The sequence below is a fragment of the Priestia sp. MDV22-iso46 genome, assembly GCF_058629175.1.
Genome location: NZ_JBZVWT010000014.1, coordinates 16938 through 29201, shown reverse-complemented (window position 1 = coordinate 29201; position 12264 = coordinate 16938). Strand labels below are relative to the sequence as shown.

Annotated in this window: 14 protein-coding genes; 7 read left to right on the top strand and 7 right to left on the bottom strand. The window is 33.6% G+C overall.

From position 1 onward, the window contains the following. Nucleotides 1-16: 16 nt before the first annotated feature. On the bottom strand, nt 17-1201 hold the full coding sequence (locus AC4NPH_RS28460; RefSeq protein WP_491939318.1) for an Alp7A family actin-like protein: 1185 nt from the start codon (nt 1199-1201) through the stop codon (nt 17-19). Nucleotides 1202-1732: 531 nt separating this feature from the next. Between AC4NPH_RS28460 and AC4NPH_RS28455 the strand changes: the two genes are divergently transcribed. Beyond that, nucleotides 1733-1942: an alpha/beta-type small acid-soluble spore protein gene (locus AC4NPH_RS28455; RefSeq protein WP_098197514.1), complete on the top strand. Its 210-nt coding sequence runs from the start codon at nt 1733-1735 to the stop codon at nt 1940-1942. Between the two features lie 334 nt (nt 1943-2276). Here the strand turns inward: AC4NPH_RS28455 and AC4NPH_RS28450 are convergent, their stop codons facing one another. The 5 genes from AC4NPH_RS28450 to AC4NPH_RS28430 form a co-directional block, all read right to left on the bottom strand. Beyond that, the gene (locus AC4NPH_RS28450; RefSeq protein ID WP_098197515.1) at nt 2277-3143 is read right to left on the bottom strand and encodes an Rpn family recombination-promoting nuclease/putative transposase; all 867 of its coding nucleotides are present in this window, start codon (nt 3141-3143) and stop codon (nt 2277-2279) included. Nucleotides 3144-3557: 414 nt separating this feature from the next. Further along, nucleotides 3558-3980, bottom strand: a complete 423-nt coding sequence (locus AC4NPH_RS28445; protein WP_098197516.1) for a universal stress protein — start codon at nt 3978-3980, stop codon at nt 3558-3560. Between the two features lie 349 nt (nt 3981-4329). After that, nucleotides 4330-4824 (bottom strand): YflT domain-containing protein, encoded by a 495-nt coding sequence (locus AC4NPH_RS28440; RefSeq protein WP_098197517.1) that lies wholly within the window; start codon nt 4822-4824, stop codon nt 4330-4332. Between the two features lie 158 nt (nt 4825-4982). Further along, nucleotides 4983-5282, bottom strand: coding sequence for an MTH1187 family thiamine-binding protein (locus AC4NPH_RS28435; RefSeq protein ID WP_047934282.1), 300 nt, complete (start codon nt 5280-5282; stop codon nt 4983-4985). Nucleotides 5283-5355: 73 nt separating this feature from the next. Further along, a complete protein-coding gene (locus tag AC4NPH_RS28430; RefSeq protein ID WP_098197518.1) occupies nt 5356-5781 on the bottom strand; it encodes a CBS domain-containing protein in 426 nt (141 codons plus the stop codon). Nucleotides 5782-6033: 252 nt separating this feature from the next. Between AC4NPH_RS28430 and AC4NPH_RS28425 the strand changes: the two genes are divergently transcribed. The 6 genes from AC4NPH_RS28425 to AC4NPH_RS28400 all read left to right on the top strand — a co-directional run bounded on the left by AC4NPH_RS28425 (nt 6034) and on the right by AC4NPH_RS28400 (nt 10395). After that, nucleotides 6034-6360 (top strand): YflT domain-containing protein, encoded by a 327-nt coding sequence (locus AC4NPH_RS28425; protein WP_098197519.1) that lies wholly within the window; start codon nt 6034-6036, stop codon nt 6358-6360. 201 nt (nt 6361-6561) lie between these two features. Beyond that, nucleotides 6562-6789, top strand: a complete 228-nt coding sequence (locus AC4NPH_RS28420; protein ID WP_098197520.1) for a hypothetical protein — start codon at nt 6562-6564, stop codon at nt 6787-6789. A 1160-nt stretch (nt 6790-7949) separates the two neighbouring features. Then, nucleotides 7950-8123: a Fur-regulated basic protein FbpA gene (locus AC4NPH_RS28415; protein WP_098197522.1), complete on the top strand. Its 174-nt coding sequence runs from the start codon at nt 7950-7952 to the stop codon at nt 8121-8123. Nucleotides 8124-8167: 44 nt separating this feature from the next. Next, complete coding sequence (locus tag AC4NPH_RS28410) at nt 8168-8350, top strand: YolD-like family protein (RefSeq protein ID WP_098197523.1); 183 nt, start codon at nt 8168-8170, stop codon at nt 8348-8350. Nucleotides 8351-8832: 482 nt separating this feature from the next. After that, nucleotides 8833-9096 carry a hypothetical protein gene (locus AC4NPH_RS28405; protein ID WP_098197524.1) on the top strand — a complete coding sequence of 88 codons (264 nt, stop codon included), beginning with the start codon at nt 8833-8835 and terminating at the stop codon, nt 9094-9096. A gap of 324 nt (nt 9097-9420) precedes the next feature. After that, the gene (locus AC4NPH_RS28400; protein WP_098598676.1) at nt 9421-10395 is read left to right on the top strand and encodes a zinc-dependent alcohol dehydrogenase family protein; all 975 of its coding nucleotides are present in this window, start codon (nt 9421-9423) and stop codon (nt 10393-10395) included. A gap of 196 nt (nt 10396-10591) precedes the next feature. On the opposite strand, the gene AC4NPH_RS28395 is transcribed toward AC4NPH_RS28400, so the two are convergent. Next, nucleotides 10592-11779, bottom strand: coding sequence for a styrene monooxygenase/indole monooxygenase family protein (locus AC4NPH_RS28395; protein ID WP_240530881.1), 1188 nt, complete (start codon nt 11777-11779; stop codon nt 10592-10594). Between the last annotated feature and the right edge of the window lie 485 nt (nt 11780-12264).

Sequence of the window (12264 nt, the reverse complement as noted above, 5' to 3'; positions counted from 1 at the left end):
CTTATCACCTACGTTATTAGGATTTAACGGCTTTTTTCTCTGCTGCTTGCTTTTTCTGAACGTAACCAATACTACGAATCTCTAAACCAAATAAATTTAAGTGACGGCTATCTTGGGGAACCTTATGATACTTGTCTGTGCGCTCTTCTCCAATTTTTTCACGCATACTATTCATGATAGCAACTTCTAAAGTAGGAGCTACCCCGCCACAGTACACATATTTACGCACTTTGTTCGCTGGTGGTGGTGCGACATCATTTAATTTAGCCAATAAAATCTCCACATATTCTCGAAGAGAAGACTTGATTGTATTTGTTAAATCAATGGATTCACCTGTATTTTCGTTTTTTAATACAAACTTTTGCTTGCTGTAGTTATCAAGAATAAATTGATCAAAGGCACGTAAGTCTGTAAACAGTTCTAGGAATTTCTCTTTACGCAATTTATTAATATGCGCTAAATAAGGAATGCCTTCAATGCTTTGGAATGATTCACGACTATTGGCAGCTTTCAACCCTTCGGGTAGAATAACCACATCAATGGAACCACCACCAATGTCCACCATAACTGTTTCACATTCTACATACTCATTTGCATCTTCACGATCTTCAAGGGTTAAGTCTTTTTTTAACGCAAAACGTGCACTTTCTCCCTCTTTTAAGCATGCACTTTCTTCCACTACTACCTTTAACGTATTTTCAAAACCAGGCGTATGGACGGTAAACGTATGGTCGCCTAAGAAGCGATTAGCCATGGCTTTTTGAGCCGCCCCAAATGTGCTCTCTTTCTTAAGGAGCCAGATTGGTAACATAGTAGAAAAATAGTCAATTTCAATTGTGTTGTCTTTTTTATCTTTCGCATGTAACGCATGGTAATACGCAATCGCAGCTAAAAAGGTGATGTATGGAATATGACTTGTAATTTTATTGTGTAATTTATTAATGTGATTGTTGGCAAGCAGTTGACTTGCTGCAATGTCACCGACTAAGAAATAGCGCTCTTTCTCTTCTCCCTGAATTGTTGTGGAAAGTAAAATACGCTTCTTAAATTCTTCTGGAGCTGTAACCGCATCTGTAAAAAAAGAATCTGCAGCTTCTTTTTGCAGTTCAACTACATTCGTTGGAAAATCAAATAGGTATCCATCCATAATGTTCATATCAACAGAGTTCCCGCAATCTTTATTAAAACGTGAAATTTTCATTTTTACACACCTCATCTTTTAAGTTGAACTTATATTCAACTCATTGTACTTGATGTAGGATAAATATTCAATATATGAGAACAATTTAATTATCTACAAAAACTTACATCTATCAACAATTATTAAAATTAAATAGAACTTATATTTACATATGACATTCCACCAATATCTCACTAAAGATCATTAAAATAACGATCAAAAAACCTAATGACTTGGTCTTTTTTTACTCTTAGAAACACAAATAATTTTATTCTTTAATGAGGTAATATATAGTGAAACTTGTCTTTAAATGTCATCTTAGCTATTTCTTTGAATCCTATCCTCTTATGAAGTAGGTTTCTTATTATTTTAGGAGTTATAACGATTAGATATTATTTAACAAAGAGGTTCAATTTTCCCCATCAGGTAGTCACTTTTTCTATACGAATTTATAAGGTAAAGAATAGTTTAAAATTATTTTTTTTATTTTATGAATAACTGATTCTCCTTTTACACATGTTAACGTTATAAACAATAAAGAAGATGGATAAAATGGCAAACAATAAAAATAGCAACACAAATGAATTATTGGTATATGGTGCTCAACAAGCAATTGACCAAATGAAATATGAAATCGCTAGTGAGTTTGGTGTTAACCTAGGTCCTGATGCAACTGCTCGTGCAAACGGATCTGTAGGTGGTGAAATTACAAAGCGTCTTGTACAAATGGCTGAGCAACAACTTGGCGGCAGAAGTTTCTAAGACAATTGTATAAGGGTGACTAAAGGAAGAATGGCGTCCTTCTTCTTTTTTTCTATGATTTAAACAAAAAGAGACACGTACATAGCATAAAGAAGCCCCCATCAACGTTGATGGAGGCTTCTATCATTTAAACATAACTGTTTTTCCCTTGTGAAGCCTTATCGCTATGTATATCTGTTCATAACGAGAGTGCCCGTCGTTCTTCGAGTAGATAAGTAAAAGCCACTCGTAGACTACAAGTGGCTTTTTGCTACGTTGAATACATCAGATCATTCACGTATCATTCCCAACGCTATTATAGCATAACTTATCTATCTGTTTAATATATTCTATATTATCGTATTACTCTTCCTACTTCTTCTATACTTAATCCAGTAAATTTTGCAATATCATCTAAAGGCATACCATTCTCATACATGCTACGAATCAATTGGATTTTCCCTTCTTCTAGCCCTTCTTCACGAGCATGGGCTAATTTAGCTTGCTCATCAAGCAATAGTTTTTCACGCGCTTCATATGCGCTTCGGAAAGAAGAATCGTGACTCATATTTTCCCATTTATCCATCGCTTTTTGTAAAATTGGATCTTGATTCATGGCAATCTCCTCCAATGTTTGTGTTAAATGTTCATCTTCATGAGCCGGTAATAATAATATCCAACGAACAAATGCATTTTCCCACGGGTTGACTTTTTCTTCACGCCACTGTTTCACAAGCTTTGGAATTTCCACAAAATGAATTTCAATATCATCACTTAAAACACGTTGCTTGGTTGTATCCCACAGCTGACCTGTCGTCTGAAATTCTTCATCTGAAGAAAATAAAATGAAATCCAATAAATTAATGGTGATGGTTTTTCGTAAGGCGCGATAAGGCATCCCCTCTTGCATTTGTGAAGTATATAGTTTGCCCCAATAATATAGAGAGCGTTTCACCATATCATGCGTATTACGAAGTTGGATCTCAATATTTACTTGTGTGCCATTATTGAGTGTAGCTAGTAAATCTAAGATTGATAACTTATCATCTTGGTAAGCCTTGTGGAGGTGTGGGTCTTCCAATTGAAGAGATGCAATGGGTGCTTCTAAGGATTTTTCTAAAACAGCGTTTAGAAAACCCGTTAAGATATCCTCACTACCCTTGGTGCCGAATAACTGTTTAAAAGCGAAATCAATTCGTAAATTTACTAATTTTGTGGACATAGATTCGTCTTCCTATCTTTCTTATTTCTTACCCTTATTTTATAAGATAGCCCGATAGGTTTGCAAATGTTCACATTAAAATAATTTACTTGTCATTCTAATCTAAACTCATTATAAGAAGCTTGAACCGATTTCTAATAATTTTTTTAAAGAAGAAAAAGACTCAATTTATCGGATCTGCACGTTGTGGTTCATAAACGTGCAGAATGTAAAGGTTGTAAACCTCAAACAAGAGAATAAACAACACTTTTCGCTTTAAGGGTTCCTATGTTTAAACCTAAGAAAGAATTTAAAGAAGTTATTGAGGAACGTGGACCCTTACTTTTTTATAAAAAAGCTCCACGAATTCTCACGTAGAACTGTTTGCCGAACTGTTTAATTAGCGTCATTAAAAATAAATAACCATCGAAAAATTTATTTTACAATAAGAACTGGGCAATCAACAGAATGTATGACTGCACGACTCACACTTCCTAAGAACATTCCTTTTATTAACCCTTTTCCCCTACTTCCCATCACAATTAAATCATATGGATTTTCTTTTACATACGATGTGATTTGTCTAGAGGGATCCCCTTCTAATATATGAGTTTCATAAGGAATCCCTGCCTCAAGAAGAAGTCCATTAGCTGTAGATAGAATTTCATGGTTCTCTTCCTCAATTAATTGATCTATTTCTACGTTATAAACAGGTTGCTGTAAGTCTATAGGTTCATCATTAACATGTAGAATGACCATCTTTTTAGTATTTGCTGTTTTAGCTAGTTTGGCCGCATGTTGGAGAGCATGAATAGAAGGTTTAGAACCATCAAATGCTACTAGAATCTTGTCATACATATCAATTGTCACCTCAATAGTATATATTTTATTATCGCATGAATTATAAAAATAAAAGCTTATTTATTAAATTCCCTTAAGGAAGACTTCCATAAACATTGTAAAAAGGTCTGTATCAAAATAGATACAGACCTTTTTCACATAAAAATTTACGTGATGAGTGTCCTTATAATTTCCTTTTATTAAGCAGGTAAATATAATTTCGTTACAGGCAATGTTTTAGGTTAACCTACTACTAAGTCTTCCAAACCTCATCAGCCCCCATATTTTATACGACCTTTAACAGCTAATCTTCTACACCTTCATCCATTATATAACCAGTGAAGCATCTTTTTATCTTTATTCAGATTTAAAGAATTCTTCCTGACAGAGGTGGCTTTTGCTCTCTATTTCGGCCAAATTTCTCCTTTTCATCAACAAGTACTAAAATTTTTCCTTCTTTGACTGAGTTACCATAGTATTCAGCTTCCTCTTTAGGAATACCTACTCCAACAAGAGCGCCTGCTAAACCTCCTACTCCTGCACCCGTTACAGCGCCTGTTAATACGGCTGCAATTGGTCCTGCAGCAACGATTGGTCCTATTCCTGGGATAGCAAGTGCACCAGCTCCTGCTAATAAACCTGTTAACCCTCCAAGTGCTCCACCAGTTAGTGCGCCTGTTGTAATTCCGTCAACAACTTCGGTATCCGTTTCTTCCGTTACTCTATCTACCTCTCTACTATCTCTCCCAAGGATGGAAATGTCACGTGTAGCATATCCCTGTGTTTTCAGGTCCTCTACAGCTGCAATGGCTTCTTGCTCTGACTTATATACTCCTACAACTCTCTTTGCAGTTCGTTCCATTTTTCTCTCCTCCTAAATAAAGAATTACATCTTCGAATAAGATAAAAGGGCAGTGAAAGGATTATTCCTCAATCAGTAAATACTAATTGCTATCTTTTTTTGTATATATAGCAACGTTTATTTAATTAGATTTATAAATTTTAAATAAGTGTTAAAAACTAGTCTAATGCATTTTCTACAGTGTCTATTTGATGATTCATATCTGTTTTCTTATCTTTTCTATGATCAATACGTATGTTTGTGATAATTCGATTAGGCCCACTTGAAATTGCCTCTTGATGTATATCTTTTGCTACTTGCCATAACTGTTCAAGATCTCCTTCTATTATAGTAGAGGTGGGTGTTACATCATAATGTAAATCCTTTCCCTTAACCTTACGTACAGCATTAATTACTTCTGAACTAAAGCTTGTTGAATCCGTTCCAACAGGTATAATACTTATATCTAATAAAGGCATAGTATCTACTCCTTCCTCATAAATGTATGCTTTTAATTGGAAAAGAAAATACTTATATAAAGTCTCCTGATCTTTATTTATTAGGCTCAGCAGGAAGTGAGATGTCCTCAAGAGCTTTCCCTGCTTTTTTATTTGAAGCATTACTTACTGCTAAATCACCCAGAGAAACCATTCCAATGAGCTTTCCATCTTCTACAATGGGAAGTCTGCGTATTTGGTACTGAGACATGATTTCTGCGGCTTGCTCTACAGACATGTGTTTTGTACCAGTGATGACATCTGTAGTTATCATTTCAGATATTTGTGTATTCGCACTGAAATTATTAGCTAATCCATTAACAACTAAATCACGATCCGTTATTAATCCTATTAGCTTATCGTCTTCACAAATTGGAATAATACCTACATCTATCCTCTTCATCATAGTAGCTACCTCACCACAAGAACTTTTAAGGTTACAGCTCTCAACATTTGAGGTCATTACTTCTGTTATATTCATAACAATTCCTCCTTTATTTAATAGCTGTCTTATTTCATTTCATTCCCGTACGTCATCTTCCAAAACGTAATCCAGAGTTTTAATCCCTACAGCTTTAGATTTTAAAGAGAGGTAAGTAACTTAATAGATGCCCTGAAACATAGGATGAAAGAACTTGCAGAAAAATCTTAAAAATTTATTACTGAGTATAAAAATGATTTTTATTTCTTAAAAATGGGTACATATTATTTAACTATAAAAGGAGGTTGTTTTATGAAAAATGTAAGAGTAGTAGAAAACGGAGTTCAAGCAAAAGAAGTAATTGAACAATTTCTAAATCGAGGATATAAAAGAGACGAAGTATATTTATTAGCTCATGATAAAAATCGTTCTAAAGACTTAACAGAAGCATTGGAGACAAATGATGTCGGTGTTTCGGAACAAGGGGCATTTGATTTAATGGCCAACATTTTCCGATCCCGTGGAGATGAATTACGTTCTAAAATCCACTCTTTAGGATTATCAGATGCAGAAGCTCAGCAATATGAAAAGGAATTAGATCAAGGACGTGTACTAGTAATTGCAACAAAAGCAGGTTAATGTCACAAATATAAAAGGGGACCTATTAAGTAGGTTCTCTTTCATTAATCTTTGATTACATTCCCTTTAGTAAGATTAGATTATAATCATCATTTTCACATACTGCATAGTTAAACTGGTTATTTGTCATATTTGTTATCGACTTTTAAATGACTAAGGAATTAATCTCCATTTACATATTAAAAGAAAGGAAATAGGATGATGAATAATATAGAAAAAAAGAAATGTGAAATTATTAATTTAAAAAAGCAAGATGAAGTGAACAAAAATTTGATAAAAGTCTCTGAATCTCTTATAGCTATGTTAAAGCAACTTAAAGAAGAACCTGAGAATCCAGAAGCTTTGACTGCAGTTGCGGATTTGGAAGGCCAAAAAGAACAACTAAAGGCTAAATCTAAAAAGCTATCTGAAGAACTCGCTCAGTTATAAAAATGTATAGAAACAATTTGAATAAACACCCAAATAAACCTTATACAATATGTAAGCTTTATTTGGGTGTTTATACTAGGAACTACTTTTTATATGTTAAATCATGATATAATGGCACGCTTGAAGTCTCTAGTTTAGGGACTGAGCCTTTTATTAAAAACTTTAGAATATACACATAAACATTTATCCTCGGATCTGGAAGGTTCCACGCTTTATGCAATGCTAATTTCGTCCCAGCTTTGAAAAGATCGAGGGCGATTCAGTGAACTTATCCGACTGGAAACCTTATTCTCCCTGCCATTAATACTGACGATAGGATTTACTTACAGATAATTCCTAATATCTCTTTTCACTTCACTTCGTTTATATCTGTTTCTTTTTCTCATAGAAGAAAGATAAATAAAAAATACTAAAAGAATACTCGCAGGAAGATATAAAGAATCGATGCGAGCAGAAAACAATTTAGTCAAGCTAGTCAGGCCTTTCAATTTTATATTTAGTTAAATGATTTATAAGATGTTTTTTCTTAAGTCCCCTTCGTTGTAAAGGAAAAACATCTCGTTCATATCCTAATATGGCAATAATAGTTGATTCTAAATTGTTGTGTTGGGTGGATAAGGCTGCTCTTCTCCTCTCAACCATTTCATGAAAAATATAAGCGACCAGTCCAATACCCAACACATAAAAAAGAGCACATACTCCATAATCATCTACCCATTACCTACTGCTAGATTATTTCGTCTTACTTTGCGATTTTATGTAAGTTTAAAGGAAGTTTTGTAGAAAGTATTTCATTAACCAAAAAATGATACCATAATATACCTAATATTAGTTTTTATAGAAAGTCATTACAGTGAATAATGAATACAGCCTTTGGTGTTTTAGAATGGCATTTCATAGGAGAAAAAAGAAAAAAATATGAAAAATAACTACTCAAAGGTAAAATTTACAGATTTACTTTTCATTATAAAGCGAGGCGATAAACATTGGCTTAAAAGTAAAGAGATAGCACATATACACACACTTCTCTAATCGAGTTTACTTATTTATTACATCAATTTTACTTCATTTTCATTTCCTTGTAACTGGCCAGCTTTATAATGAATTAGAATAGTTCGATAATCATACGAAAGACCATTCTGAGATTAGGAGGTAAAATAATGAGTGAACAAATCTACTACGATATACAACGTAAAAAAAACTTTATTATAGATTCGTTAATTCATTTAGGAATTTATAAAAAAGGAAACAAACAGCTTTATGAATTAACCTTACAGGAGTTAGAAACAGAGTACCGAATAGTTAATTCGGCAATCCATGATCTGTCTTTCTAGTTTTTTACTAACTGCAATTCATTTGTTAAAAGGAGGGTTAATCTATGTTTTTGAAAAAGCTAATCAAAAAAGGATCAGTTACGGTTAATTATTATGAAAATGGGTCATTACAAACGTGTAAAGGTCATGTTTATAATCTTAATCTCCATGAACAGACACTGTCTTTAAGAGATGAAAAACAAAATATTTTTTTTATTCGCTTATCTGGTATTGAAGATATTTATTGATTTCATTTGTTTGATTTTAATTTAGTAAAGAGCTTTCTCTATTTTTTATGGTCACTTTGTACGTGTGAAAAGTTACTAGCTAGGAAACCGTAAAGATAAAAAAATGAATTGAAAAAGGAAAAGGAATGATGGAGGAAAACAAACAAATATGGTCTGATTTTATCCGGAAGGACCGATTTGAACTGCATTCGTACCTTACTTATTTATTTAATCAATGTCATGATGGTAGTCCAAGGCAGTTAGAAGATGAAAATATAGAAGAATACATCTATTGATAAAGCAAATTGAAAGGATAAAAAAATGAATATAAAAATAATGTAGACGACCTCACGATTCTAATCCGAATGAATAGGTCGTCTATTGCTATTATAAACCTTTTTCAATATATAGTAGATACATCAATTATGTTTATGATTTTATACAAATAAGCTGATCTGAAATTGAGTTTTTACCCGTATAAAGCTTTGAAGGAGGAAGAGCTTGTGAATACAACTGCTAATGAGTTGTATGACTTTGGAATAATTTTAAGAAGGAAGCTATTGAATAATAATCTTTATGCTTATTATTTAATTGATGCAATCAGAAGAAGAAATTATTTTGATTTTTTATATTATTTTTTGACAGCAACTGTAGATAGTCAAACACCTATACCTGAACATGTCTCCAATGTTTTTTTGAAGATCCTTAGCGATAAGGAAAAATTGAGTGACTTTACTCCGTTTGTCATGGGTCTGGTTGAAAAATAAATAGAGTTAAAGATATATATACGCTTCCTCAGATATCTAAATCCCTTTATTAAATGCAGTCATTGTTTTTTTGTTTTAGACATGAGTATTGGCTTTGGTGCAAAATAAGTCAGCTTGTTAATTAAATATGATTTTTACTGGGAATGGATTATATATTTTTGTTTATAGTTTAATAAAATTCGAGATATGCACCCAAATCATATGAATTAAAACCCCAACTGAAATTCCTTTCAAGCTATCTGTAATAGTTGTCATAAGAACTAGAAATGAAGAGGTTGTACAATATAACTATATAAGTAAACAAACTAAAGGAGGCTATCTATCTTGAAAGCAACAAGTATTAAGTTTTATGAATTCGGAGAACCTCAACAAGTTCTACAAATAGAAAATAAACAAGTGAAAGATCCTGGGGTGGGTGAAGTGCTAGTACGAATGAAAACTCGCCCCATCAATCCATCTGATTTAATTCCTATTAGAGGGGCCTATTCAAACCGGATTTCTTTACCTGCCATTCCAGGATACGAAGGAGTTGGTATCGTAGAAGAGGTAGGTCCATCTGTTTCTAAATGGTTTCTTGGCAAACGAGTATTACCATTACGAGGTGAAGGTACATGGCAGGAGTTTGTAAAAACATCAGCTGAACTAGCCATTATAGTTCCAGATTATCTAGAGGATTACATAGCAGCACAGCTTTATATCAACCCTATTACAGCATGGGTGATTTGTACGGAAGTATTAGCGTTAAAACCAGGGGATGACCTAATAGTAAATGCCTGTGGTTCTTCTATTGGTCGTATTTTTGCTCAATTCTCCCGTATTTTAGGGTTTCGTTTGATTGCAGTAACGCGAAATAATATCTACACAGAGGAATTAACTCAACTTGGTGCTTCATATGTAATTAATACAGAGATGACTTCACTCTACGATACGGTTATGGAATTGACGAATGGTCGTGGAGCTAAAGCAGCAATTGACTCTATTGGTGGACCATCTGGTACAAACTTAGCCTATTGTGTCAGTCCAAATGGAATATTTTTGACTATAGGTCTTCTATCGGGAATACCCGTCAATTGGGCAGAAATTATGAATAACAATAAAATAAATACAAATATATTTCATTTACGTCATTGGAACCAAAAGGTCTCTACACGTAAATGGCACGAAACATTTTATCAACTTATACAATTTGTTCATGAGAAACAGTTAACATTAACAAAACCCCAAGTTCAATATCATCTTTCAGATGTAAAAAAAGCTCTTAATACTAAAATTAAGGGCAAAATACTTTTAACTAGTTAAAAGTCAGGAATATTCTTTATAAAATGTAAACTAATAATATTAAAGTAATCCCTTTAAACAGCCAAAGAATGTTTATATCTTTGGCTGTTCAGTAGGTTTCTGATTTATTTTTTTGAATGGACAGCAAGCTTACCGAAGTAGCTATTTCGTTAGTGTTACTAAGCTATAAACCCCTTCATGGCGGTTAGTGGCTTTTTTAATGTATTGTTGTTGAAGTAAACGCTTCGTACGCTTTTGTCGGATTGGCAAACCATTCAGCAATTTCATTTGCTTTTACTTGGTCCTGTGCACCCTGAAGTAGCAATTGAACAACATGTTCAGGTAATGGTTTCGTCATGGCATTTGTCCATTCAGTTACCTCTTTTACATACTGTTTCGTTCGATTCCAATAAGACTCTCCTGTTTCTACATCCCAATTAGAATTTTTGTATTCCATAAGAGTTTCGTACAATTGTTCCGCACAATAAGAAGAAAGATTACAACCTTGACCTGTAATAGGATCATTTAGAAATACACTATCGCCACAGCCCACTACCAGCTTGTTTTTAACCATGAGATATGGCTTTCTAATAATAGGTGTTAAGGCAGTTTGAAGGAAGCTATTTTCATCACATAAAACGAAATTTTTTCCATCAATCCGATTGTAAATTTCAGGAAAAAATTGTTGAGCTGTGCTGCCCATTTTAAGAGTAAATTCTTTTGCACTTTTTATTCCTTTAAATACGTCTAAATCACTGTTTGGTATTGCCGTAATGAACATTATAGTAGCAGGACCGTGTTCTGTTACTGTGGGTATTTCAAACATTTCACCCAACTCAGGAAGGACCGTTACGCCTACTCCCAGAGGAGTATTTGCTTTTATACCCGTAAAATAACCAACTATACATTTTCGCTGAGGAGTTTTAAAAAGAGAAAGATCCTCTTCGGTCGAAAACGGCAAAAGAGGCCCATTTTTCCCTGTACAATCAATAACCAAATCAAACTCATCTATTAGTACTCCCACACTCTCTTTATCTACCTTTTCTAAACGGAAAGAAACTCCTTTTTCTATAAGATCTTTAATAGAATGCGAGTAATATAAACGTTGATCAACAGATAATGCCGGTTCTTGCAACTTTCCTACGAATAGTTTCTGATTTCCAATTGTAATATAAATACTCTTAATAAGGGGTTGTTCTCCCCATTCCGGCACATTAAAGCGCGTTTCACGATTCCTTGTGGGTCCAAAATGTACCTGGGTGGACATGATTCTACCTCTCCTAATCTGATCTGGTGATTGACGCTCAATGACCGTAATATCAAAATCGTTCCTTAAAGCATAAGCTAGGTGCAGTCCGGATACCCCACTACCAATAATACAGAGTCTCTTTTTCAACAATCTCACTCCTTCATTAGAAAATTCGGCATTCACCGAGGGAATAACATGAATACATTAGTTACATTATTGTACTAGGCCTATGAAATTATTTGCTAACATTTCACTTAAATATAACTACTATTTATTTTATTGGAAGCTAATTTTTATGTAAATGATTCCTTAGGGATAGGGATTATAGACTGTAAAGTGAATTTGAGTTATGGCTCTAGTGCAAAAAATCCTTTATAGAAATATAAAGTGGCAGCTTCCTTTAAATTACTAACTTATAATGATAATTCAAACAATTGATCACTGAATTCTTTTTGATTTTGGATAGATGGGACCCATAAAACAAGTTGTCATTTTTTGAGTGGACAGGCAACCTTACTCTAGTAGCTACATAGTACCTAAAGAATTCTGACTCCATTACCTGATTGGTGTCTATTTTGGTAGCGTAAAACATTAATATTTGCGTAATTGAAGCTACTCTAAAAGAGGGGCTTTTTTAGAAG